Source organism: Mycobacterium sp. (assembly GCF_035314665.1).
GTDB lineage: Bacteria > Actinomycetota > Actinomycetes > Mycobacteriales > Mycobacteriaceae > Mycobacterium.
On the sequence record NZ_DATFZD010000370.1, the window covers coordinates 26944 to 51686 of the forward strand.

Here is a 24743-nt window from a genome sequence, read left to right on the forward strand (position 1 = left end):
AGACAATTACGCCAAAATCTCCCGCTTAGACAGGCAGCCCCTTACTAGGGCATTCCCCTCTAGGCATCTAGAAATTACGAGAGGCGGCTTCCGCTATTTCGGGGGCCATTATGGGAGCAAAGCGGCGCGGCAAGAGGAGTAATCAATGGAGACGCTGGCATTCCCACTTGAAAGCGGTGGCCAGGCCTCGGTGCGCCGCTACCACATCTGGAGCTTGTGGTAGACCGGTGACCTCGCGGATCGTCGCACGCATCCATTTCGTGCAGCGGTTGCTCGGCCGGACTTCCCATCGCTTCGAGAGCCGCGCACACGTCGATACCGGCGCCTCGGATAGGTGCCGACTTCGGGCCAGCGAGCGGCGTGATGTAGAGGGTAGGACCAGAAATTGGAGTTTTCGACGGATATATCAGTCCGGCTCGGGGATTGTCTGAATCGGCTCCTATTGAGTATGCGTACACGAATGATTGGTAGATGTCGGCAGAGTTGATCTTCTTCGTTCAGCCCTTAGCGGCGGATGGTGATGCCGTGCTCCCGGAGGACGGTGGCGACACGTGTGTTGGACATGCCGCAACGAGTGCCGATCTGCTGAGTGGTTTCGTCGGCTTCGTACCGACGCATGATGTCGGCGATGTCTTGCGCAGACGTTTGGTGCGTGATTTCGCATTGCCTTGATGCAACAAGGTGTGGTCGAGGCGGAGTTCGGTTGATGTGTTCACGCAGGTCAGCCTACTTTTGACAGAGGTGACCGAGGTTCGAGTTTCCTTCCTATTGCCTCCACAGCGCTTGAGCAACGGCACCGTCCGCGGCCGTCACCCGGTTTACTGGCGAGGGCCACTGAGGCTGTCCCCGTGACTACCAGGACTAATTGGGACAGGCTGCCGATCCATTTGCCGGAATTCGAAGCGCGCGCGGTGCGCTCACGGTGCTCAGAAGTATCAGCTCACCCACAAAAAGGAGGACGCGATGTCCACGATTCACTTCCACCAGACGACCAGCTCAACCCCGGAGCAGTTCATTGCCGGGCTCACCGACTTCGGACCGGGCCGCTCGAAGCTCTTTCCGAACAGCGCCGATTCGTACCTCAAGGTGCATCACCAGGGCCCTGCTGAGGCCGACGTCACCGAGGGCTCGGGCGGGATCTGGGAGAGCCTGCATTACGACTGGTCCGATCCCAACCACGTCAAGCTCACGACGACCGACTCCAACATGTTCGGCGGCGCCTCGGGCTACACCTACACCCTGACGCGGCGGTCCAACGGAATGACCGACGTAGATGTCGTCATCGTTCGGGAGGGCAAAAACCTCAAGGGAAAGGTACTCGCGGGTGTGCTCGGAACCGTCGGCAAGCGCTCGTTGGGGAAGGCGTTCACCACCAGCGTCAAGGCCATCGAGGCCCGCAGCGGCGCAAGCGTGAACGAAGTCTTTTAGCAGGGCTCGCGGCGTCCACCACTGCCCGTTGGTTTACTCGGGCAGTGGGTGGCGCCAGAGCAGATCCATCCGCGAGAAGGGCGACAGACATGACCGACACCGACGAGATGTTCCTGATCACCGGCGCCACCGGCAACACCGGCGCGCACACCGTGAAGTTGTTGCGCGAACGTGGTCTGCGCGTCCGCGCGCTGGTGCACTCCGTTGACGAGCGAGCAGACCGGCTACGTGAACTGGGCGCCGAAGTCGTGCAAGGCGATCTGCTGGATTTTCCGACGATCAGCGCGGCCACGGCCGGGGTCAGTGCGGCCTACTTCAACTACCCCGTAGCCCCAGGCCTGGTGGAGGCCACCGCGAACTTTGTGCAGGCGGCCAGCGAGGCCGGCGTGCACGCGGTGGTCAACATGTCGCAGATCCCGGCGCGCCGGGAAGCCAAAAGCAATGCTGCACGGGCACATTGGATCGCCGAGCGGCTGCTGGACCGCAGCGCGCTGATCACCACGCATCTACGGCCCACCTTCTTCACGTTCTTACTGAACATGTTCTGGATCCGCGAGAACGACCACGGGATCTATCGACTGCCCTTCGCCGATGGCCGCTTCGCCCCCATCGACGCCGCCGATCAGGCCCATGTCATCGCGGCCATTCTTCAAAACCCCCACCCGCATGACCGCCAGACCTACCCACTGTTCGGCACCGAAGAACTCAACTGGTATGAAATCGCCGCGAAAGTCCAACACACCCTGGGTATCCCGGTGCGCTACAAGCCCACCGACATTCCCACCTTCGCCGCCGGCCTGACCGCCGCCGGCGCCTCGGCGCATTTCGTACAGCACATCAGTGCCGTGGCACAGGACTACCGCGACGGCATCTTCGCCGGCGTTAACAACCTCGTCGAGGTGATTGGCGGAGTCAAGCCGATCACCGTGGAGGACTACGTCGAAGCCACCCGCTCCCAGTTCGAAATCAGCGGGAGCCCTCGTCGGTGAGCGCGAAGCGACTGGATATCGGCGTCGTCAGGGAAGCGCCCGTACCGCGCCGATGCTGGCGATCATGACCAGAGCTATCGCGGGGTAGTCGCTCCAGCCGAGCCGCTGATGCAGTATGAACCAGCCGGCCAAAGCGGCGATGGCCGGCGACAGGCTCGTGAGGACTGCGAAGGTGCTGGGCGGCAGGCTGCGTAACGAAATCAACTCAAGTGAGTACGGGATGACCGAACACATCAGCCCGACGGTGATCGCCAGTCCCGCAACGCTCCATCTGAGCGCGGCGTGCGGATCGATCGAGGTCATGGCGAAAGGGGCCGTCAATAGGCCACCCATTAGGGTCGCCAACGCGAGAGCGTCGAGGTTGTCGAATATCGTGCCGACATGCGCCGTCGCCAAGATGTAGCCCGCCCAACTGGCCGCTGCGCCGACGGCGAAGGCCAGCCCGATGGCATTTGTTGCTCGTAAATGTCCGGGCCCTAGACCGAGCAGTGCGACCCCGGCGAATGCCAACACGGCCCACGTCCAGTTCAACCAGCGGCGACTGAGCAAAACGGATAGCAGGAGCGGCCCGCAGATCTCGACCGTAACCGCAACGCCGAGCGGTATGCGCGAGAGCGCTTGATAGAAACACAGATTCATCGCCGTCAGCGTCAGCGCCAACGCGAGGATCGCGCGATACGCGCGAGCGGTGAGTCCGCGCCATCGGGGTCGGCCGAACCCACACAGCACCACACCCGCCACGGCGAAACGTGCGAACACCGTTCCCGTCACACCCAAAGCGCTGAAAAGGCCGACCGCGAAGGCGGCACCCACTTCTTGCACCGTCGCTGCCACGAGGACCAGTCCTGCTGGCCACGCCGTAGCCCGGCGCGTTGGCGTCGGAGTCTTCATGTCCGCCTGAGTCGGTTCACGCGCATCGATCGTAATGTGGTAGTGACATACTCGCCGGCCGTCACCTGCCACCGCGCTCCGCCCGGCATATTCGAAACCATGCCGCAGGTTCCGCCCGCCCGCTATCTGCTGCGCGCCAAAGATATGGTTGACGCCCGCTACGCCGAGCCGCTCACGGTGGATGATTTGGCCGCTGCCGCCGGGCTGTCGCGCGCCCACTTCAGCCGCATGTTCGCCCGCACTTTCGGTGAGTCACCGCGCTCTTATCTGCAGACGCGGCGGTTGGAACGAGCCGCCGCGCTGCTGCGTTACACCGATCGGTCGGTGGCCGAGATCGCCGTCATGGTTGGTCTGCAGAGCGTCGGCTCATTTACCACCAGCTTTGCCCGGGTGTACGGGTTGCCGCCCGCGGTGTATCGAGCCAGCCTACCGCCGGCGTCGGTGCATGCGCGTGTGCCCAGCTGCATCTTGCGCCGCGATACCCGACCGCGCGCCGATAGCCGCGTCAAGACAGCACACGGGGAGAAGACGACTGGCACCGGCAGACCGTAGGGTCGTGCCCATGCTGAAGATTGCCAGCGCTCACTTATGGGTGCATGACCAGGACGTGGCACTGAAATACTGGACCGAAAAGGTGGGTATGGAAGTGCGCCAAGATGTTTCGTTGCCAGATCTCGACTTCCGTTGGCTCACGGTCGGCCCGCCGGGCCAGGACGACGTGTCTATCGTGCTGATGGCGATTCCGGGTCCGCCGGTGATGGATGATGCGACCCGCAAGCAGGTGGCCGAGGTGATGGCGAAGGGTTTCGCCGGCACAGTATTTCTGACCACCGACGACTGCCAGGCCACCTACCAGGAGATGAAGTCCCGCGGCGTGGAGTTCACCGAGGAGCCCCACGACATGCCGTACGGCATCGACGCCGGTTTTCGCGACCCGTCTGGTAACAGTGTCCGATTGACTCAGCTAGCCGAAATCGGCGCAAATAGCGGCGGGTGAGCCAGCGTCGTCACCAGTTCGCCGGCAGATGTTCCAATCGCCAGTGCCGGTACCGGGGAGATGTGGCGATGTCGTACAGAGTCCAGAGCGGCTGCACTGTGTCGAGGTGCGCCGGGTCCTCGCCCGCATCATCGGTCTCAAACGCTGCGAAAACGATTTCGCCCGCCCAGTGCAGCCGTATCTTGCCGTCGGCCCAGCGCTTGAAAATGGTCAGCAGCGGTAGAGGCTGGCCGTCAGCACCGTCGTTGCCGTAGTCACGGCGAAAATTGCAGCGCGCCGCCGACAACACCCCGATGTGTCGCCACTCCCTCTCCTGCGCGAACGCCGCCACCTGCTCGATCGGGGCCTTTGCGACGATCGCCAAGTTGCCACCCAAGCCGTCGAGCTGGGCGATCACACCGTTCCACATGTCGATCAGCGGGGTGCACGATGGGCACGGTCCCTCGTCAATGGGCAGTTCCGAGCCGATACCGCGTGTCGGTATGGGCCGATCGTCACCGCAGAGACGCGGGAACATGTAGTGGTAGAGCATCAGCGTGTCGCTGTCACCGAACAGCTCGGACATCCGAACCGTCGTGGCGGCGCCGTCGTCGCCGATTCGATCGAACACATAGTCTTCGGGGACCTCGCCGCCAGGCGGTAGTGATTTCCGCTGCGCCGCAACGGCCTCCATTTCCCGCTGGAGATCGACCTCCCGCTGAAACAGCGCGTCACGCGCTTCGCGGTACTCCCGCGACTCATTCGGAAAATCGATCGTGTGCTCTGCGAAGTCGCTCATGGTCGCCAAATTAGCAGACTTACATGATGTGTCAATCAATCAAATGCTTGGGGCCAATAGACCAACGGCCGGCAGTGGTCCGGTGGACTCACTGCCGGCCGTTGGCCGGTGCCGTTCAGTTGCCCAGCGGTGGCGCAGGCTCGGGCGCAGGTGCCGGAACCGGCTGGTCGGCGCTGACCGTACCTGCCGTCTGCTGCACCGGAGCTGCCGGGGCAGCTGCACCTAACTGGCGGGCGGCGAAATCGGCGGCTTGGTCGGCCATTCCGTTGCTCTTGTACGAGCTGTGCGCGCCTCGGTCAAGGCCACCGGGGAAGCAGACCGGGTCGCCGGTTGCGCAGAGCTGCAGGGTTTTCGCCGAGTAAAGCTGCCCGATGCTGATCGGTGGGGCGTCGTGGTCGACCAGGTTCATAAACCAGGTGTCCGGTGTTCCGAACAGAACCACCGCCGCGACGTGCGAGGCGATCGCGAGAGACATCGGCCCGGTGATACCGGCCGGCAAGGCGAACCCGGCGGGAACGGCGTCGGCGGTGGTGTAGCCGGCCACTGCCGCGCCCTGCGAGTAACCACCGAGCACGATCTTGGTGGTCGGGCAGCTCGCCGCGATCGTCTGAATCCTGTTGCTGGCGTCGACGATTCCCTCGGCGGCGCGGCCGAAGTCCAACGAGGCCGGGTAGTTCACCCCGTAAATGTCGACGGTCTTGCCTGGCAGGCGGGCGTTGAGCGCGTCCACGAACGCTTGGCCCGTCGCGCCGACACCGGGTGCTTCATTCGTTCCACGGGCGAAGATGACTTCGATGTTGGCGCACGAGTCGTCGGCGGCGGCGTTCGCCGACGGTGTGGCCGCGAACGAGCCGGCCAGGATCGCGATCGCGGCGGCCGCGGCGAAAATCGTCGACAGTGCCGCTCGGACGGTCAGCGTCCGCATCCTGACTACCAGGGGTGTAATGGTGCTCACGATGCCTCTTTCCTGATCCTGTCCATCGCTTAACTGTTTAAGTGACGGTTCTGCACCCTTACAAGTCGCTGGTTGCCGCGGCGATTCCGGCGAAAGTCAGTGATCTACGCCACGTTCGGGTTGGGGGTGCGGTGAGGAGGCGCGTGGCTCCCTCGACGATTGGGCGACCGGTGCCCGCGAGCGTTCACCACGTCCCCTGACGAAGGTGCTTGATATATCACCTAGTCGCGGCGCGCCAAGGGCATCGCCGGCGGCCTGTACCAGGTAAAAAACCACGCGGGAATCTCCGGTTCAATGTTTTAGTTGATGGCACTGTGAGCACTAAGCGTCAGACTCGGTGGCTGGATGCAGACGAGCAGCGCACGTGGGCGCAGCTGTCGACGATGATTCTGCGGCTGCAGCCAGTAATAAGTTCTGAGCTGGAGCGCGAATTCGGGATCAGCCATTTCGAGTACCTGATCATGGCGCGGCTGTCTGAGGCGCCAGTGTCGAAGCTACGGATGAGCGTGCTCGCGACGACCACTGGTAGCTCGTTGCCAAGATTGTCCCAAGCCGTCGCCCGCCTGGAAAAGCGCGGCTGGCTCTCGCGGCAACCCGACGCCGAGGACGGCCGTTACACGCTCGCGGTGTTGACGACCGCAGGACGGCGACGCCTGCAGCAGGTCGCCCCTGCGCACGTCGAGACCGTACGGGAGTTCGTCTTCGATCGATTGACGCCAGACCAGATTCGCGAGCTGGGCGCGACTTGTCAGCGCATCCTTGATGCGCTGCCGCCGGATGAAAGCTGGCCGAGCACCGCGTCGGCCTAGGCGAGCGTCCTCCGTACAAAAGGCTTGATGATTTCTGCGGCCGCCGACAGTCTGTATTGGCATGACCAACGACAGCATCACCGCCAGGATCACCATCCCCGCACCGGCCGAGACAGTGTTCGATGTGCTGGCGGACCCCACGACTCACCCCGCCATCGACGGGACAGGTTGGCTAAGAGCAGCCCTCGACACGGAACCTCTGACGGGTCCCGGCCAGATCTTCCGGGTTGCGATGTACCACGATGGCCACCCCAACAAGAACTATGAGATGGCCAACAAGGTGGTCGTCTGCGACCGCCCACACGCCATTGCCTGGCAGCCCGGCCAGGACGCCGCCGGAGACGGGAGCCTTTCATTCGGCGGCTGGATTTGGCGTTATGACATCCGCAACCTCGGATCGTCTCAAGCGCACGTCACCCTTACCTATGACTGGTCGGCGGTTGTGCCCGAGCTCCGGCAGCACATTCAATTCCCGCCGTTCGATCCCGGACACCTCGACAATTCGCTGAAGCATCTGTCCGATCTGGCCACCGCGCACGTCACCGGCTAAGCGGGCTCGAGCGCGCGCGGCCAGGCCAACGGGTTGAGTCTGTGGAACGGATCCTCGGAACGCACCGCCTGCAGGTCGGCGAGTAGGTTTTCAAGCGATTCCTTGTTGGCGTCGCGAACCGTTTCCAGCCAGGTCGCGGCGTTCTTGCGGGCAGGCTTAGTGGTGCTGATCGGTTCCCCGAACGCCAGGTACATCCGTTGCGGGCGCGGAATCAGCGTCGGACCGATGCCGTGCATCAGTGGCATGGCCATATCAGCACGCCCGGAAAGCCTTTCGCTAATGGATAGGCTCAACCGTCCCCAGGTGCTGTCTCGGGCGAAGAGGCTCTGGTGCATATCGTCTCCGCCGACCAGCGCAACGGGAACAATCGGATAGTTGCTCTCGATGGCGACGCGGGCGAAGCCGCTGCGACCTTCCCATCGCAGTCGGTATTCCTCGCCTTTGAACTTGGCGATCTCTCGACCCCCGCCCGGAAACACCAGCACGGTTTCGTTGTGGCGCATCAGTTCTCGCGCCGAGTCGGGGTGACCGACCACCCCGCCGTAGGCCGCTATCAAGTCCTTGGCGAGGCCGCGAGCATCGCCCATGCCCCGTTCGGCCAACGGCCGTACCCGAACGCCCAATTCGCGGCGCAGGTAATACGACGTGAGAAACACTTCCAGGCCGGACTGGGTGTGGTTGCCGACCAGCAGGAATCGGCCGTCGCGCGGTAGGTCCGCCAACCCGTCCACGTAAGGCCGATACAAGTCGATCAGGGGATTCAGGCCGTCGCCGATGTGCCCCAACAGCTGCTTCAACGCCCGCACCCGGCGCGGCTGATTCATGATCGCTTCCAGCTCCTCGGCGGTCACGGTCTTCTTGCCTTCCGGCGGCCCCAGCCTCACCCGATGTCTCCCTTCACTGTCGTTGACGACATGCCTACCAACGTAGCAGACGAACTAGTTCGTTTGGCTATAGTGCTTCTGTGAGATCGAAGACAGAGTTGCGCGACGAGATTCTTGCCGCCGCCCGCGCGGAGTTCGCTCAATACGGGCTGGCAGGGTCGCGCATCGACCGGATTGCCGCCGCCGCGCGGGCAAGCAAGGAGCGGTTGTATGCGCACTTCGGCGACAAGGAGACGCTGTTTCGCGACGTCGTCGCCGCTGACGGTCGGCAATACTTCGCCGCTTTCCGGATGCGGCCCGACGCCGTTGCGGAGTTTGTCGGCGATGTCTACGACTTGGCTCGCAGCCATCCCGAACACCTTCGGATGCTCACCTGGGCCAGGCTGGAGGGACTGACGATCGACGCGCCGGATTTCGACGAGCAAGCGCCACCGGCCCATGCCCTGGCGGCTATCGAAGCCGCCCAGGCAGCGGGTTTCGTCGACAAGTCGTGGGCTCCGGTGGACCTATTGGTGTTGCTGTTCGGGATCGGCCTGGCGTGGGCGCAGTTTCCTGACCCGCAACCCGAGGCCGACGACGCCTCGGTGATCGCATCGCGGCGGGCGTCGGCCGTCAAGGCGGCCGGCCGCGTCATCTTGCCGATGTCTGAATAGCCGCCTTCAGGGCGGATCGGCCGAGTTCATGATCGCCGATTCATAGAAACTTCATAGCCCGTGACTATTAGGAAATAGCGCACTTAGGAACGCTTCGCATGAACCATAATCAGCGTGTGGAGCGAAGACGTAACGGCCGCCAGCAGAGCCAATCACCGGTCACCATTCTGAAGGAGCTGCCTGCCCTGGTTGTCTTGGAGCGAATCCCGGTCCCGGTGCTCGCTATCGCACACGACGGCACGCTGCTGTTCGCAAATACCGCTTTTTCCGAGATGGTTGGCTGGGCCTGCGAGGAAGTGTTGTCGCTGAAGTTCGATGACATCTTCCACCTCCCGCCCAGCACCGAATCGCCCACCGAATCGCCCATCTCCGTCGTCCAGGCGTTGGCGAACATGGTCGTCGAGCTGGCCCACCGGGACGGCTCGAGTGTGCGGGCGCTCATGAGCCGGTCGGCGCTGATCCGTTCCGATGACAACATTGCGCTCGCGACATTCCAGGATTTGACCGAGCAGCTATGGCTTGACGAACACTAGTTCGTCACAGTGTTTTTCGCGGCGCCGTCTGTTGGCTGAGCGTCTGCCGGAGAGACGGCCTTGATGGCCAAAGCCGTGCGTCGCTTGACGAACTGGGTGAAGTAATCGATCCGGTCCGGTTGCACGATGCCACGAAGGACTGTCGCCACCGCCTTACCGAAGTCACTGAGCAACTGCACCGGCTCGTCCAGATCGCTGACCTGACGCATCCCCACATAAATGGATACCAAGAGTCGTCCGACGTCTTCGGGATCACCTTGCTCGACGATGTCACCCTCGCCGATGCCTCGCTGGGCGATCTCTCCCATGAGTACGATCCAGCCCCCCAACAGCCGCGCTTGCAGCTTCTCGGTACGGCCGACCGACTCGAGCAGATTGAATGACGCGCGGGTGACATCTTGGGTGATGTCTCCAACCGCGATCAGGTAGGCGACGTCGATGAGGGTTTCCAGCCCGGATAACTTCTTGCCGAGCAGGTTTTGCACCGACTCGGAATATCTGTCGACCTGCTCGTCGACGATGGCCAATGCCAGCGCATGCTTGGATCGGAAATGGAAATACATTGCGCCCTTGGTCAATTGCGCTTCGGCAAGAATGTCGTCGAGGCCGACGGCGTAGTAAGGGCGTTGGGCGAACTGGTGTGCGGCAGCTCGCAGGATCTGATCTCGGGTCGTATCCGACCGCTTGTCGCTCAGGTCGCTCATCGTTGAATCCCGCGGCTAAGAACCATCTTTGTGTCGTCAGATCGTGCTCGGGGTCAGGGCCTGGCTGTCAGCCAGGAAGGGCATCGGCATCCAGCGCGTGGACAGCAGCGACTCCATGGCGTTGCCGGGCAACGGGCGCGACAACAAGTAGCCCTGGGCTCGATGACATCCATGCCGCATCAAAGTCAGTGCCGCGGCGGGTGTTTCGACTCCCTCGGCCACCAGCTGCAGTCCGAAGGCTTCGGCAAGTCCGATGATCGCCCGGACGATTGCCAGATCACGACTACTGGTGCCCAGGTCGCGGACGAATGACGTGTCGATTTTGAGCGTGTCAACCGGCAGCGACTTCAGGTGCGACAGAACGGCATAGCCAGTGCCGAAGTCGTCGATGGCAATCTGGACCCCGACCTCTTTCAACTCCTCGAGCGTTCTGCGGGTGGTTTCGATGTCGCGAACGACGGCGCGCTCGGTGATCTCCAGGCACACCGAGTCGCCGTCGATACCGAACTCGTCGATGGTGTCGGCCACGCTGCTGACAAAACCCCGGGTGACCAGTTGGGCGGGCGACACGTTGAGCCGCAAGGTGATGTTCTGGCCCACGCCACGCGAACGCCACCGGCTGAATTCCGCGCACGCGCTGCGCATTACCCATCGGCCCAATTCCCCGCCGAGGTTGGCAGATTCGGCGACGCCGATGAACGACTCCGGTAGCAGCAAGCCCCAGGTCGGGTGCCGCCAACGAACCAGCGCCTCGGTCGCGACGATCGCACCGGTCCACAGGTCGACCTCGGGCAGATAATGCAGCAGCAGCGCTTCGCTGTCGATCTCGCCACTGAGGTGGAGTTCGATGTCGTTGCGGAACAGCCGCTGCAAGGACATGTCGTCGCTGGATACCGCGACATGGTTGCCGCCGGCGCGCTTGGCGCTCAGGACGGCCTCGTCGGCGCGATGGAGCAGATCACTGCTGTTGTCGCGTCCCGGCATGCCCACCGCCACGCCGACGCTCACCGTGCGGGTGATCATGTGACCACCCAAGGCCATTCGGTCGCGCAGCGCCACACACAGCTCGTCGGCAGTCCTCTCCGCGGCTTCGATCGACATCGGCCGATCGGGAACGACGACGAATTCGTCGCCGCCCAGGCGAGCGGTCATGCTTCCCGGGCCCGCTTTGATGCGCAGCTGTTCGCCGAATGTCCGGATGAACCAGTCGCCGGCGCTATGGCCGAGGTAGTCGTTGATCGACTTCAGCCGGTCGAGGTCGAGATACAAAACCGGGACGGGACCGGGCCGCCCCACGGCGAGTCGGTCGGACAGGTGGGCGATCAGCGCGCGGCGATTGTGCAGACCGGTCAGATCGTCGTGTTCTGCGAGGTCGCGAAGCTTCTCTTCGGCGGTGATCCGTGCCTGCAGCTGCGCGAGCAGCGAGGCGATGGTCTGGATTGTGTTGAGCTCGTCGGGCCGCCACTTTTTGCGACGGAATTTCATGCAGGTGAGCTGGCCGGTGGTCGCCCCGCCCGAGATCAATGGTGCCGCGGCCGCCGACGGTGACGAGATCCTGGAGGCGTCCAAGCCCCAGCGCTCGTAGGCGCCGGCAACCCAGCGCGCGTAAGCGGGCTCGGTCGGTTCCGGCCGGATCACGACCAAGTTCTTTCCGTGCTCGCACAGCGCCAGGATCGGGTCGGCGCTGCTGAAGTGCGCGACGGTCTGGGGGTCGGGGCCCGCGTGGTCACGCCGCGGTGGCCATGCCGCTACCAGCCTGGAAACCCTGATCTTGTGGTCGTTATGGCGCAAGAAGGCAGCGTCGATATCGAGGTGCTGGACCAGCTCGGCGAGGACCTGTTCATTCACATCGGCGACGGTGGAGGCAGTCGTCTCCATCAACCGTGTGGCGACGATGGTGACCAGGTTGCGCGCCAAGGTCTCCTCCGATGTGATGCGTAGCTCGGGGTGCCGCGCCGGTTTTCGGGCCCGCAGTATTAAACGTTTGTCTAATTCGGTATCGAGGTCAGGCAGCAGCAGTCGAGAAGCGAAAGTATATACAGAACCAGCCTGCTGTGGCGGCCGAACGATACGACGGGCCTCCTAACAAGCGAATTCCGTTGCGGTGAGTATTTGGTATCGACCCGCCGTCCAATTATCCGGACCTTAAGTCCCGTAGGGTCTCTGCCCGGTCTGTCCGCGCCTACCGAGCGGCCCGAACCTACGACGGCTCGGTTGCCTCGGATCCGGGTGGGGCTCGCGGATTATGCGCAAATCTCCTTTCGCGGTCGAGAAAGAATTCCAGTCGGCGGAATTGCGACGATGCTCGGCGCTTTTTATGCATTCGCGGGTAGCTCGTTCGCGACGTCGACCCGCTCCCGCGATCGCCGGGGTGGTGCATCCGGCACGGTCGCCGGGCCCGCCGAGCGCAGCGCCCGGCTCGGGCCGGCCAGCTAAATAAACTGCTTGATTTAACTGGGGCGCGGGTGTTCACTTGGGCGGTGACCGCAGCCAGGGTTCTGCGCAACGACCGGTCGACGGGTACGCGAGAAGCGATCTTGTCAGCGGCTGAGCGGTTGTTTGCCGAGCGCGGCATGTACGCCGTGTCCAATCGGCAGATCAGTGAAGCGGCGGGGCAGGGCAACAATGCCGCCGCGTGTTACCACTTCGGCACCAGGACCGATTTGCTGCGTGCCATCGAAGGCAAGCACCGAGAGCCAATCGAGGAGTTGCGGGGGCAGATGCTGGCCGGCATCGGCAACTCGACGGAGCTGCGGGACTGGGTGGGCACGCTGGTGCACCCGCTCACCGACCACCTGGCGGCACTGGGTAACCCGAGTTGGTATGCCCGCTTCGCCGCTCAGGCGATGGCCGATCCGACCTACCGGCAGGTGGTCACCAAGGATGCGCTCACCTCACCGTTACTTGTTCAGGCGATCGACGGCATCAACCGCTGCCTGCCGGACCTGCCCAAGCGGGTCCGCTTCGAACGGATGGTGATGGCACGCAACCTGCTGATGCACACGTGCGCCGAGCATGAAGGCGAGCTGGCCGAACACGGGCCGCGATCACGGTCCAGTTGGCCGGTCGCGGCCGAAGGGCTGGTCGACGCGATCGTCGGTTTGTGGCGGGCGCCGGTTCACCACACGCAGGCCGCGTCATCTCACTGATCTTCAATTCGCCTTGGGTGTAAGGAGCGCTATGGCTGACATCTCGACCGAAACGATGAGCGAGGCCGCGGCGGAGGTGCCGGAGTATCCGATGGCCCGGGCGGCGGGTTGCCCGTTGGCTCCCGCGCCGGTGGCGTTGGAGCTCAACGCCGTCAAACCGCTTAGCCGCGTGCGGATTTGGGACGGCAGCACACCGTGGTTGATCACCGGCTACGACGCCATCCGTGCGCTGTTCACCGACTCGCGCGCCAGCGTCGACGATCGCAAGCCCGGCTATCCGCACTGGAACGAAGGCATGTTGGCGACGGTGGACAAGCGACCGCGCTCGGTGTTCACCTCAGATGCCGAGGAGCACACCCGATTTCGCCGCATGTTGTCCAAGCCGTTCACCTTCAAGCGGGTCGAAGGCCTGCGTCCGGCCGTCCAGAAGATCACCGACGACCACATCGACGCGATATTGGCCGGCCCCAAACCGGCGGACCTGGTCGAGACATTGTCGCTACCGGTCCCGTCGTTGGTGATCAGTCAGTTGCTGGGCGTGCCCTATTCGGACGCGGAGTTCTTCCAGGAGCAGGCCCACAAGGGGATGGGCCGGTACGCCACCGCCGAGGAGTCGGCCGAAGGCGCTACCGCGCTGGCGAGGTATATCGCCAAAATGGTTCGCGCCAAAGTTGAAGAACCGACCGAAGATTTGGTGGGCGACCTGGCCGAGCGGGTCAAGGCCGAAGAGTTGAGCGTCAAGGAAGCCGCCCAGTTGGCCACCGGCGTGCTGATCGCCGGGCACGAGACCACCGCCAACATGATCAGTCTGGCTATCGTGGCGCTGCTGGAGCATCCCGATCAGCTGGCGTTGTTGCGCGACACCGACGATCCGAAGGTGATCGCCACCGCAGTCGAAGAGTTGATGCGCTACCTGAGCATCATTCAGACCGGTCAACGCCGGGTCGCCGTCGAGGACATCGAGCTGGCGGGCGAGGTGATCCGCGCCGGCGAGGGCATCATCCTCGACATTCCGCCGGCCAACTGGGATGCTCGTCGTTACTCCGACCCGGATCGGTTGGACCTGCAACGCGAGGACAATCCGCACGTCGGCTTCGGCTACGGCCGGCACCAATGCGTCGGCCAGCAGCTGGCTCGCATGGAGTTGCAGATCGTGCTGCACACCCTGCTGCGGCGTATCCCGACACTGCGGCTGGCGGTTCCGGTGGAGCAGCTGCCGTTCAAACACGACGCTTTGGCATACGGGCTCTACGAACTACCCGTCACATGGTGAGTGACAGCGATCTGTCTTTGGTGGTGCCCGACTTGTCGGGCCGGTTGGCCGTGGTGACCGGAGCCAACAGCGGCCTGGGATTCGGCTTGGCCCGGCGACTGGCGATGGCGGGCGCCGACGTGGTGCTGGCGATCCGCAATCGGGCCAAGGGCGAAGCCGCGATCGACAAGCTCCGTGCGGATGTCCCCGACGCCAAGCTGACGATCAAACACCTCGATCTTTCCTCGCTGAAAAGCGTTGCGGCACTGGGAGATGAGCTGGTTGCCGAGGGTCGGCCAGTCGACGTTCTGATCAACAACGCGGGTGTGATGACGCCGCCGCGGCGCGAAGAGACCGACGACGGATTCGAGTTGCAGTTCGGCGCCAACCACCTCGGGCATTTCGCGTTGGTGGGTCATCTGCTGCCGTTGCTGCGGGCCGCGCCGTCGGCGCGGGTGGTGACCGTGAGCAGCCTGGCCGCCGGCCAGCGCGACATCGATTTCGACAACGCCAATGCCCGGCACGGCTATAAACCCATGCGCTCCTACGGGATAGCCAAGCTGGCCCAGTTGATGTTCGCGGTCGAGCTCGATCGTCGCAGTCGGGCCGGCGGCTGGGGCGTGATGTCCAACGCCGCTCACCCCGGCTTGAGCAAGACGAACCTGCTCAGCGGAGCGTCGTACGCCGCGGGCAGGCCGACATTGCAGGCCCGGCTCGCTCGATTGTCTTGGCGCGTGCTGCCTTTCATGTGGCTCGAGGTCGACGAGGGCATCAAACCGACGCTGTATGCCGCCGCGTCGCCGAGCGCCGAGGGCGGCGCCTACTACGGTCCTCAGGGTTTCTACGAAACCACCGGGGGCGGAGTGACTTTCGCCCATGCGCCGCGACTCGTCCGCAGTGACGCTGACAACGATCGGCTGTGGCGGCTCTCTGAACAGCTCACCGGCGTCACTTTCCCGGATTAGACAAGGGAGCGGTAGCCATGGCGTTTGTCGGACGCACTGATGCAAAAGATCCCGGTGCCCAGCAGCACCAGTGGGAAAGGTTGGCGCAACGGCGAGAGCGGTTGTACGCCGAGGACGCCCAATTCAGGGACACCCGTCCCGACGAGGCGGTGGCCGAGGCGGTCCGCCAGCCGGGGTTGCGCATCGCCGAAGCGATGGCAACCGTGATGGAGGGCTATGCCGACCGGCCGGCGCTGGGTCAACGTGCCCGCGAGGTGATCACCGATCCGGCGACCGGGCGCTCGTCGCTGAGGTTCCTGCCGCGGTACGACACCGTCAGCTACGCCGAGCTGTGGGGGCGGGTGCGGGCGGTGGCTTCCGACTGGCACCACCATCGAGAGCATCCGGTGCGTGCCGGGGACTTTGTGTGCGTGCTGGGCTTCGCCAGCATCGACTACACGGCAATCGAATTGGCGTCCATACACCTCGGTGCGGTGGTGGTGCCGCTGCAGACCAGCGCGCCGGCGGCGCAACACGCGCCAATCCTTACCGAAACCCAACCCCGAATTCTGGCGGTGGGTATCGACTATCTCCACAGCGCGGTCGAGGCCACGCTGAACGGCGCTGCGCCTGCGCGGCTGATCGTCTTCGATTACGAGCCGCGCGACGACGACCAGCGCGCGGCGTACGAGGCCGCGTGTCGTCGGCTGACCGATGCCGCAAGCCCGCTGCGGATCGAAACGATCGACGAGGTGACCCAGCGTGGATCGGCGCTCCCGCCGGCCCCGCTGTACGTGGCCGGGCCCGATCAGGATCCGCTGGCCTGGGTGTTCTACACCTCGGGCACCACGGGCACGCCGAAGGGCGCGATGTTCACCGAAAGCCTGTGCATCGGAACATGGCTCGCCCAATCCGATCAACCGGTGATCACGTTGAGCTACATGCCGATGAGTCACCTGATCGGCTACGGCTACGTGATCATGACGTTGGCCAACGGTGGCACCAGCTACTTCGCCGCCAAGAGCGACCTGTCCACATTGTTCGACGACCTGGCGATGGCGCGCCCCACCACGCTGAGCCTGGTGCCGCGAGTGTGCGAGATGTTCTTCCACCAATATCTGAGCGAGCTGGATCGGCGCACGCTTGCCGGTGCCGACGCCGACCACGCCGGTGGCGAGATCACCACGGCCATGCGGGAGCAGCTGCTCGGCGGTCGGGTGCTGGCGGTGGGCTGCGGTTCGGCGGCGTTATCCCCGGAGATCAAGGTCTTCATGGAGTCGGTGCTCGATCAGCATCTGATGATCGGCTACTCGTCCACCGAGATCGCCGGTGGGATGATCGTCGCCGACGAGCACGTGCTGCGCCCGCCTGTGATCGACCATAAGCTGCTCGACGTCCCCGAGCTGGGCTACTTCAACACCGACAAGCCGTACCCGCGAGGCGAATTGGCGGTGAAGTCATCGCGGTTCATGGCGGGCTACTACAAACGCCCCGACTTGACCGCGGTGATGTTCGACGGCGACGGCTACTACAAAACCGGCGACATCATGGCGGAAGTCGATACCGACCGATTGCGCTTCGTCGACCGGCGCAACAACGTCATCAAGCTCTCCCATGGCGAGTTCGTCGCCGTCGCGCGTCTCGAGGCGCTGTATTCCACCAGTCCACTGGTCCGGCAGATCTACGTATACGGCAGCAGCGAGCGGTCCTTCCTGCTGGCCGTCGTCGTGCCCATTGATGATGCCGTCACCAAGACGGCGATCGCTGCCTCGCTGCTGAAGGTCGCCAGGGATCACCAGCTCAACGGCTACGAGATCCCCCGCGACTTCGTGCTGGAGACCGAGCCGTTCAGCCTGCAGAACGGGTTGCTGTCGGGTGTCGGGAAGTTCTTGCGGCCCAAGCTCAAAGACCGCTACGGCACAGTTTTGGAGCAGCTGTACGCCAAGATGGCCGACGATCAGATCAGCGAACTGCGGGCGCTGCGGGCCGGCGGCGCCGATCAGCCGGTGCTGGCGACCATGACGCGCGCGGTGCAGGCGACACTCGGCGTATCGGCCGGCGACGTCGACCCTCAGGCGAGGTTCATCGATCTGGGCGGCGATTCGCTATCCGCGCTGACCTTCTCGCGGCTGCTCGCCGACATCTTCGGAGTCGAAATTCCCGTCGGGGTGATGGTGGATCCGACCGCCGACCTGCTCGCCATCGCTAAACACATTGAACGGCATCGGGATTCGGATAGGCTGCGACCGACCTTTGCTTCCGTGCACGGCGCCGACAGCGCCGAGGTCCGGGCCGACGACCTCACACTGGACAAATTCGTCGACGCGGACCTGCTCAACAACGCCGCATCGCTGCCACGCCCCACCGGTGACATCCGGACGGTACTGGTCACCGGCGCGACCGGATTCCTCGGACGATTCCTCTGCCTGGAATGGCTGCAGCGGCTTGCCGATTCCGGCGGCACGGTGGTCTGCGTCGTGCGGGCCGGCGGCGCGGCGCAGGCGCGTCAGCGGATCGAGGCCGCCCTGGCCACCGATGCCGAGCTGCTCAATCGTTTTCGGAACCTGGCCGACGGCCACCTCGAGGTACTCGACGGCGACATCGGCGAGCCCGACCTCGGGTTGGACTGGTCCACCTGGCAACGTCTGGCCGGCTCGGTCGACCTGATCGTGCACCCCGCCGCTCACGTCAACCACCTGCTGCCGTATCGGCAGCTGTTCGGCCCGAACGTCGTCGGCACCGCGGAGGTGATCCGACTGGCACTCACCACCAAACTCAAGGCGGTCCAGTACATCTCCACGATGGGCGTGGCCGCGGTCGCCGACCACATCGTCGACGAGGATTCCGATATCCGCGCGGCGGTCCCGTCCTGCACGATCGCCGACGGCTACGCCAACGGCTACGGGATCAGCAAATGGGCCGGCGAGGTACTGATGCGGGAGGCGCACGACCTGTGCGGGTTGCCCGCGGCCGTTTTCCGGCCCGGCATGATCCTGGCCGACGGCCGCTACTCGGGGCAGCTCAACGTGCCCGACATCTTCACCCGGTTGCTGTTCAGCCTGGTCGCCACCGGAATCGCCCCGCGCTCGTTCTATCGCGCCACCGGCGATGGCCGTCGTCCGCACTACGAGGGTCTGCCGGTCGACTTTCTCGCGGCGGCGATCGCCGCGGTTGACGCTCGCGACGGCGGGGGCTTTGACATCTACAACACCACCAACCCACACGACGACGGGATCTCGCTGGACACCTTCGTCGACTGGATCGCCGAGGCCGGCTACCCGATCCAGCGGGTCGACGACTACGCCGACTGGGTGAACCGGTTCGAAACGGCGATGCGCTCGCTGCCCGAACACCAGCGCCAGCGTTCGGTGCTGGCGGTGATGGACATCTATCGGCAACCCGCAGAGGCCACAGAAAACGCAGCGGGTTCCCCGGTGCCGGGGCAGCGGTTCGCGTCGGCACTTGAGAAATCGGGACTCGCGATACCGCGGCTGTCCAAAGAGCTAATCTGCAAATACCTGACGGATCTGAAACTGATTGGTGTGCTGGAGAAATGACCCAAACGAGTGCGCTCTATCCGCCCGGCGGCTTCGGCGCGCCGAAGCATCGACGCGGTCACGCCCAGGGCGATGTTGGCCTTCCCGCGGGCACCGAGGTGTTCTCCGCCGACACCCACATCTCGTTGGCGGCCGACATCTTCTACGAACGCTTCCCCGACAACCTCAAGGACAGCGCACCGCGGATCTGGTACGAAGACGGCGCGTACCAGGTGGGCCAGCAGGGCCAGTCCATCCTGCCGGACGTCTTCAGCGCCGTGTTGATGCAATACGACGATTTGGCCGGCGCCGCCACCAACAACATCGAAGCCCGGATACGCGAGTTGCACGAGGACGGCGTGGACCGGGAACTGGCCTTCCCGAACGCGGTGCTGGCACTGTTCCACTTTCCGGACAAACAACTGCGCGAACGGATTTTTCGCATCTACAACGAGTACATCGCCGATCTGCAGGAGCGCTCGGATGGTCACTTCCTCGGTGTGGGCCTGATCAACTGGTGGGACCCACAAGGCGCGAGGCGGACGATGGCGGAGTTGAAGTCGCTGGGCCTCAAGACGTTCTTGCTACCGCTGAACCCTGGTAACGATGACGACGGCAACATGCTCGACTACGCGTGCACCCCGATGCGTGCGGTCTGGGAGGCGATCGAGGAGTCCGAGCTGCCGGTGACGCATCACATCGGAGAGACTCCGCCGAAGGCGCCGTGCGAGGTCAACAACGTCGCGGTCGCGATGATGGTCAACATCGACGGGTTCCGGGAAATGTTCTCCAAGTACATCTTTGGCGGTATCCTCGACCGTCATCCGCGGCTGCGGATCGGATGGTTCGAAGGCGGTATCGCCTGGATTCCGCCTGCGCTGCAGGATGCCGAGCATGTACTGGCGTCGTATCAGCACATGCTCGACCACCCGCTGCAGCACGACATTCGTTACTACTGGAACACCCACATGAGTGCGTCGTTCATGGTCGACCCGCTGGGTCTGAATCTGATCAAACAGATCGGCGTCGACAAGGTGATGTGGTCATCCGACTACCCGCACAACGAGAGTACGTTCGGCTATTCCGAGAAATCGCTGGCGGCTGTTGTTCAGGCGGTCGGCCCGGAAAACGCCGCCCAGATCGTGAGCGGCAACATCAAGAAATTCCTGGGCGTTTAGATGGCAGCCCCAATGAGTCCCCAAACGCTGGTCATCCCCGATGAGCCGGACTGGTCGCGGATGCGTCGGGAAGCCGGTGCGCGGCTTCGATCGGCCATGGCCGACAACGGCGTCGATGCGCTGATCCTGTTGATGAACGACAACGTGGTGTACGCGACGGGTGCCAGTTGGCCGGTGCTCGACGCCGGCCTGTCGCACGTCGAGCGGCCGGTGGCGATCGTGCTGGCAACCGATGAGCACCCGCATTTGTTCCTACCGTTCCGGGAAGGGACCGCGTCGGAGTCGCAGGTGCCGGCCGATCACCTGCACGGTCCGCTGTATCTCGAATTAGAGGAGGGCGTCGAGGATTTCGCGCGGGTGATTGCCGACCTGTTACCGCTAGGTGCGACTGTCGCGGTCGATGAGCTGACCGGGGCGATGCGTCGGGCCGCGGATCGGCTCTTTCCGGGCGGGCCGCCGTCGGAGGCGGCCGTGGTGGTGGCGGAAGCCAGCCTGGTCAAGACAATAGACCAGCTTTCTTGCCTCCAAAAAACCACTCGCATCACCGAGCAGGCCATGGCCGACGTGCAGCAGCAATTGGCGCCCGGCGTACGGCAAACCGATCTGTCGGCCAAGTTGGTGCGCAGGGCATTCGAATTGGGTGCGACCGCCAATATGCTGGAGGCGATCTGGCAGGTGATGCCGCCGTCGCGTGCCGAGGGGGTCTGGACGACGCACGGCGACCTCGCGCTGCCGCTGCTGACCGCGGAGCGCGAACTCGCCAAAGGTGACGTGCTGTGGACCGACGTCAGCATCAGCTACGCCGGGTATTGTTCGGATTTCGGTCGAACCTGGCTAGTGGGCGACCAGCCCTCGGCGCGCCAGCAAGCGCAATTCGACCAGTGGCGTCACATTCTCGACGCGGTGCTGAAAGTGACCAAAGCCGGTGCGACGTCGGGTGATCTGGCCCGCGCGGCGATCGCCGCCAACGGCGGCAGCAGGCCGTGGCTGCCACACTTCTACCTCGGACACGGCATCGGCACCTACCCCGCCGCGCCGCCCATGATCGGAACAGATCTAGGCGAGGAGTACGACGACAACTTCGTGTTTCCGGCAGGCATGGTGCTGGTGCTGGAGCCGGTGGTGTGGGAGGACGGCACCGGCGGCTACCGCAGTGAGGAGATCGTGGTGATTACCGAAGACGGCTTCGTGCCGATTACCGACTACCCTTATACGCCCTATGGCGCGCGCTGACGACGATGCAGCGCCCGACGACGATGCACCCCGCGAAGCGGGGCGAGGAGGAGTCGGGCAATCCAATGCGAAGCGATGCGGAGGAGTAGCGCCGATGGCAACTGAGATTTCGCCCGACGGCCGGGCATTACGTATGGGTCGTCGCGAACGGGCGCTGGCGCAGATGCGTGCGCACGACATCGACATCCTGGTGCTCGGACGACAGGCCAATGTCCGCTACGTGACCGGTGCGCCACAGTTGTGGATCGGCGGGACGCGGCCGTTCGGCCCGGTCTGTGTGGTCGTTCGAGCCACCGCCGAGATGTATCTCATGAGCACAGCTGACGAAGGGATCCCTGAGGAGATCGGCCGCGACCGGCTTTACGGTCTGGCCTGGAATCCACTGACGCTCATCGACGTCTTGAAGAACATCGACGGGGCATCGACCGCCCGCCGCGTCGGAACCGACGCGATCACACCGACTTTCGCCACGCTGCTGCCGACGGCGTTTCCGAATGCCGAACTCGTCGACGGCGAAGTGGTGATGCGGACCGCGCGGCGGACCAAGACGCCCGATGAGGTGGCGGCGATGAACACCGCGCTGCGGGTCGCCGAAGCGGGAATTGCCGCTGCGGTCGCGGAATTGCGGCCCGGACTTTCGGAGCAGACGTTGGCGGGCGCGGTACTGGAGGCGATGGCGGCGGGCGGCGTCAGCACGCCGGCCACCCAGGACGCCGCATGGGTGACCTGTCGGGAACACCCGTGGCGGCGAGCAACCGGCGACGGCCAGGTGAATTCGGGTGATCTGGTGGCGTTTTGTGCCGGAGCTCTGGCCGACGGATACGTCGCGGAGGTAGGCCGGACCTGGCCCGCCGGTGACGCCGACGACGGGTCGACTCACAAGCTCTATCAGCGCTCGAATGAGCTGTGGGACAGGATGGTTGCCGCCTGCCGTCCCGGCGCGCCGGCCAGTGATCTGCTCGCGGCTTACGGCCTGGCCGGCGAACCGCTGCCGCCGATGGCCATCGCGCACGGGCTGGGGCTGGGCTTCGATCCGCCGGTGATTTCCCGGCAGCTTCCGGCCACCGCCGAACGCGAACATCTGGATCCGGGGATGGTGTTGGCACTCACCGGCTACGTGTGGCAGGAAGGTGTCGGCGCGGTACTCCACCGCGACACCGTCGTCATCACCGACAGCGGGCCAGAGGTGCTGACTACCAGCCCGTCGTGCCAGTAGTCGGCGGGCTCACCCAAGCATCGCGTCGAGAAGATCGCCGAAGTGCTGTGTCTCCCAGAGGTTTAACGCATTGGCGAGCATTTGCAACGGCGCGCGGACACTCTCGTCGTCCTTGATGAGCGGATCATTGCGGGTAAGCGAGCGAGCAGCATCGCCGAAACGTGAAAGGATCAAGGCGGGTACGTCGAGCAGCCACGCGACCGCCATGATCCCGACGTAAAGCATTAGCTGACGGCGTAATTCGCCCACGTCGAGATCGGGCCCGCCGCACTCGCGTATCTCCGCGACGAACAGGGCAAGCAAGTCGTCGAGATGGCAGTCCCACATGTCGGTTTCGGCGCCCGACATCGCTCCCCACAGCGCCATCGCGACGTTCATCTGGCCGACGCATCCCCAGTCCAGCAGACCACAGTGCAACGCGTTGTCGGCGTCGCGCCAGAACCATGCGTTGTCTACGTTGGCATTCCAGTGACACAGCGCGAGGTAATCGGTCGCGCCGGCCAGATAACTCCACACCGCGGGCTCGTGCCGCAGGAATCGAGACGCGTCGTTGCGCAGCCGCACGATGAATTTCGCTGAGCGAACGTTGGCGGGCAGCAACCCGGGACTGGCCTCCGCGAATTCGGCCAGCCGGTTCAGGCGCCGGTCCAGCTTGTCGGCGCTCAGCGGTACTCGTTCACCGACCTGCGCCGCCTGGAGATCGATAGGGAACTGACCGGCCTGCTCGGGACGCAGGCGTCTCGATCGGTGGTACCCGACGAGCCGCGCCAGCGCGGTCAGCAACGCGCGGTAGTGATCGAGTGGTTCGGGCATCTCGTAGTCCAGGCACTTGTGGTATTGGCGCTCGATGCCGTTGGCTCCGAAGTGAATTCGTTCGGTGATCAGTATTCCGGTACCCGTGTCGCGATGATAGTCGGCGAACTGAATTGCGGGCACGGTGATCGGGAATCCAGGCGCACCGGACAGCGACGCGAATAGCACCTCCGATTCCATCTGCGTCTTCCCGCGGTCACGAATCGGGTTGTCCAAGTCGCGGGAGAACTTGACAAACAAATCGGCATGGGTTTGTGCGTCGGACTTCTCGTATTCGATGCGCAGCAGAACTTTCCGTCCGGTGCTTCCGCCCGGAACTTCGTGAAACCCGCTGATCCCGGTGACCGCGTTGCCGGCGGTCAGGGCACCCGAGGCACGGAAAGCCTGGCTCAGAAACGTTGTCCCGCCGGCGCGTAACGCGGCGGGGTCGGCGGGGATGGGGAGTCCGAAGTGATCCCCGGTGACCCAGCGATCGTCTGCGTCGATCACCAGGTCTGTTCGGCGGCGCGGACCAACATGTGGTTGACCGCCACTCTTCGGTCGCGGGTGACGATGTAAAGCACTGCGTCGGCGATGTCTTCGGGCGCCAACTTGACCATGCCGGCGGTCTGACGATCGAATGCCTCGCGCGACTCGGGGGAGAGGTGGCTGCCGATCTCGGTGTCGACCGTGCCGGGCCCGACCACGCCGACCCGCACTCGCTTGCCCAGCAGCTCCTGGCGGATGCCCTCGCTGAACGCGTTCACCCCGAATTTCGTGAGCGAATAGACGGCGGTGTTCGGACGGGCGACCCAGCCGGCGGTGGAACTGATGGTGACCAGATCGGCCACACCGCGTGGTGAGTCCGCGGCCGCGTCGATCAGGTGCGGGACGGCGGCCCGGGTGACATACAAGACACCCTGCACGTTGACCCGAACCAGGTCGTCCCAATCCTGTAGCGGCGCTTCAACAACGGGCGCCATCCGCATCAGCCCGGCATTGTTCACCACCGTGTCGAGTCGTCCCAGCTCGTCGACGGTCCGCTGCACCGCGGCGGCGACGTCCTCGGCGTCGGTAACGTCGGCGGCCACGGCCAGCGCGGTGCCGCCGGCCGATTCGATATCGGCCTTGACTTGATCCAGCCGATCGGCGCGGCGGGCGACCAGGGCGACCGCGGCGCCCTGGGCCGCCAGCGCCCTTGCCGTCGCGGTGCCGATGCCGCTGCTGGCGCCCGTCACCAGCGCCGCGGTACCCGCCAATATCTCAGTCAAG

General features: G+C 64.3%; 24 protein-coding genes. 16 read left to right on the plus strand and 8 right to left on the minus strand.

Annotated elements, in window-relative coordinates:
• Positions 1-471: 471 nt before the first annotated feature.
• From VKI00_RS26095 to VKI00_RS26105, 3 genes are all read left to right on the plus strand, one after another.
• Positions 472-672 carry a hypothetical protein gene (locus VKI00_RS26095; protein WP_324443390.1) on the plus strand — a complete coding sequence of 67 codons (201 nt, stop codon included), beginning with the start codon at positions 472-474 and terminating at the stop codon, positions 670-672.
• Positions 673-963: 291 nt separating this feature from the next.
• Positions 964-1428 carry a hypothetical protein gene (locus VKI00_RS26100; protein ID WP_324443393.1) on the plus strand — a complete coding sequence of 155 codons (465 nt, stop codon included), beginning with the start codon at positions 964-966 and terminating at the stop codon, positions 1426-1428.
• Between the two features lie 89 nt (positions 1429-1517).
• Positions 1518-2417 carry an NmrA family NAD(P)-binding protein gene (locus tag VKI00_RS26105; RefSeq protein ID WP_324443395.1) on the plus strand — a complete coding sequence of 300 codons (900 nt, stop codon included), beginning with the start codon at positions 1518-1520 and terminating at the stop codon, positions 2415-2417.
• Positions 2418-2444: 27 nt separating this feature from the next.
• Here VKI00_RS26105 and VKI00_RS26110 read toward each other — a convergent pair whose 3' ends face one another.
• Positions 2445-3251 carry an EamA family transporter gene (locus VKI00_RS26110; RefSeq protein WP_324443397.1) on the minus strand — a complete coding sequence of 269 codons (807 nt, stop codon included), beginning with the start codon at positions 3249-3251 and terminating at the stop codon, positions 2445-2447.
• A gap of 156 nt (positions 3252-3407) precedes the next feature.
• Here VKI00_RS26110 and VKI00_RS26115 point away from each other — a divergent pair, with 156 nt between their 5' ends.
• Both VKI00_RS26115 and VKI00_RS26120 read left to right on the plus strand, forming a co-directional pair.
• Positions 3408-3860 carry an AraC family transcriptional regulator gene (locus tag VKI00_RS26115; protein ID WP_324443496.1) on the plus strand — a complete coding sequence of 151 codons (453 nt, stop codon included), beginning with the start codon at positions 3408-3410 and terminating at the stop codon, positions 3858-3860.
• 10 nt (positions 3861-3870) lie between these two features.
• Complete coding sequence (locus VKI00_RS26120) at positions 3871-4305, plus strand: VOC family protein (RefSeq protein WP_324443399.1); 435 nt, start codon at positions 3871-3873, stop codon at positions 4303-4305.
• Between the two features lie 10 nt (positions 4306-4315).
• On the opposite strand, the gene VKI00_RS26125 is transcribed toward VKI00_RS26120, so the two are convergent.
• Together VKI00_RS26125 and VKI00_RS26130 are read right to left on the minus strand one after the other, a co-directional pair.
• The gene (locus tag VKI00_RS26125; protein ID WP_324443401.1) at positions 4316-5083 is read right to left on the minus strand and encodes a DUF899 family protein; all 768 of its coding nucleotides are present in this window, start codon (positions 5081-5083) and stop codon (positions 4316-4318) included.
• Between the two features lie 115 nt (positions 5084-5198).
• Positions 5199-6008 carry a cutinase family protein gene (locus VKI00_RS26130; protein WP_324443498.1) on the minus strand — a complete coding sequence of 270 codons (810 nt, stop codon included), beginning with the start codon at positions 6006-6008 and terminating at the stop codon, positions 5199-5201.
• 344 nt (positions 6009-6352) lie between these two features.
• Between VKI00_RS26130 and VKI00_RS26135 the strand changes: the two genes are divergently transcribed.
• Together VKI00_RS26135 and VKI00_RS26140 are read left to right on the plus strand one after the other, a co-directional pair.
• Positions 6353-6847 carry a MarR family winged helix-turn-helix transcriptional regulator gene (locus VKI00_RS26135; RefSeq protein ID WP_324443403.1) on the plus strand — a complete coding sequence of 165 codons (495 nt, stop codon included), beginning with the start codon at positions 6353-6355 and terminating at the stop codon, positions 6845-6847.
• 61 nt (positions 6848-6908) lie between these two features.
• A complete protein-coding gene (locus VKI00_RS26140; protein ID WP_324443406.1) occupies positions 6909-7397 on the plus strand; it encodes an SRPBCC family protein in 489 nt (162 codons plus the stop codon).
• Here VKI00_RS26140 and VKI00_RS26145 read toward each other — a convergent pair.
• Positions 7394-8221, minus strand: a complete 828-nt coding sequence (locus VKI00_RS26145; RefSeq protein WP_324443500.1) for a lysophospholipid acyltransferase family protein — start codon at positions 8219-8221, stop codon at positions 7394-7396. The genes VKI00_RS26140 and VKI00_RS26145 overlap by 4 nt on opposite strands.
• A gap of 140 nt (positions 8222-8361) precedes the next feature.
• Between VKI00_RS26145 and VKI00_RS26150 the strand changes: the two genes are divergently transcribed.
• On the plus strand, positions 8362-8934 hold the full coding sequence (locus VKI00_RS26150) for a TetR family transcriptional regulator (RefSeq protein WP_324443408.1): 573 nt from the start codon (positions 8362-8364) through the stop codon (positions 8932-8934).
• A 98-nt stretch (positions 8935-9032) separates the two neighbouring features.
• Positions 9033-9467, plus strand: coding sequence for a PAS domain S-box protein (locus tag VKI00_RS26155; protein ID WP_414687292.1), 435 nt, complete (start codon positions 9033-9035; stop codon positions 9465-9467).
• Here the strand turns inward: VKI00_RS26155 and VKI00_RS26160 are convergent.
• Together VKI00_RS26160 and VKI00_RS26165 are read right to left on the minus strand one after the other, a co-directional pair.
• Positions 9464-10171 (minus strand): TetR/AcrR family transcriptional regulator, encoded by a 708-nt coding sequence (locus VKI00_RS26160; protein ID WP_324443412.1) that lies wholly within the window; start codon positions 10169-10171, stop codon positions 9464-9466. The two genes, VKI00_RS26155 and VKI00_RS26160, sit on opposite strands and share 4 nt — an antisense overlap.
• A 36-nt stretch (positions 10172-10207) precedes the next feature.
• A complete protein-coding gene (locus VKI00_RS26165) occupies positions 10208-12049 on the minus strand; it encodes a putative bifunctional diguanylate cyclase/phosphodiesterase (RefSeq protein WP_414687296.1) in 1842 nt (613 codons plus the stop codon).
• A 587-nt stretch (positions 12050-12636) separates the two neighbouring features.
• On the opposite strand from VKI00_RS26165, the gene VKI00_RS26170 reads away from it, so the two are divergent.
• The 7 genes from VKI00_RS26170 to VKI00_RS26200 all read left to right on the plus strand — a co-directional run bounded on the left by VKI00_RS26170 (position 12637) and on the right by VKI00_RS26200 (position 22679).
• A complete protein-coding gene (locus tag VKI00_RS26170; protein WP_324443416.1) occupies positions 12637-13320 on the plus strand; it encodes a TetR family transcriptional regulator in 684 nt (227 codons plus the stop codon).
• Between the two features lie 31 nt (positions 13321-13351).
• Positions 13352-14593, plus strand: coding sequence for a cytochrome P450 (locus VKI00_RS26175; RefSeq protein WP_324443418.1), 1242 nt, complete (start codon positions 13352-13354; stop codon positions 14591-14593).
• Positions 14590-15537 carry an SDR family oxidoreductase gene (locus VKI00_RS26180; protein ID WP_324443420.1) on the plus strand — a complete coding sequence of 316 codons (948 nt, stop codon included), beginning with the start codon at positions 14590-14592 and terminating at the stop codon, positions 15535-15537. The genes VKI00_RS26175 and VKI00_RS26180 overlap by 4 nt, the downstream gene beginning before the upstream one ends.
• A gap of 17 nt (positions 15538-15554) precedes the next feature.
• A complete protein-coding gene (gene car / locus VKI00_RS26185; RefSeq protein WP_324443422.1) occupies positions 15555-19073 on the plus strand; it encodes a carboxylic acid reductase in 3519 nt (1172 codons plus the stop codon).
• Positions 19070-20230: an amidohydrolase family protein gene (locus tag VKI00_RS26190; protein WP_324443424.1), complete on the plus strand. Its 1161-nt coding sequence runs from the start codon at positions 19070-19072 to the stop codon at positions 20228-20230. Before car ends, VKI00_RS26190 begins: the two co-directional genes overlap by 4 nt.
• 12 nt (positions 20231-20242) lie before the next feature.
• Positions 20243-21463 (plus strand): M24 family metallopeptidase, encoded by a 1221-nt coding sequence (locus VKI00_RS26195; RefSeq protein ID WP_414687293.1) that lies wholly within the window; start codon positions 20243-20245, stop codon positions 21461-21463.
• A gap of 94 nt (positions 21464-21557) precedes the next feature.
• Positions 21558-22679, plus strand: a complete 1122-nt coding sequence (locus tag VKI00_RS26200) for a M24 family metallopeptidase (RefSeq protein WP_324443428.1) — start codon at positions 21558-21560, stop codon at positions 22677-22679.
• Positions 22680-22688: 9 nt separating this feature from the next.
• On the opposite strand, the gene VKI00_RS26205 is transcribed toward VKI00_RS26200, so the two are convergent.
• A complete protein-coding gene (locus VKI00_RS26205; protein ID WP_324443430.1) occupies positions 22689-23981 on the minus strand; it encodes a hypothetical protein in 1293 nt (430 codons plus the stop codon).
• Positions 23978-24742, minus strand: a complete 765-nt coding sequence (locus VKI00_RS26210; RefSeq protein ID WP_324443432.1) for an SDR family NAD(P)-dependent oxidoreductase — start codon at positions 24740-24742, stop codon at positions 23978-23980. Before VKI00_RS26210 ends, VKI00_RS26205 begins: the two co-directional genes overlap by 4 nt.
• Position 24743: the final 1 nt, after the last annotated feature.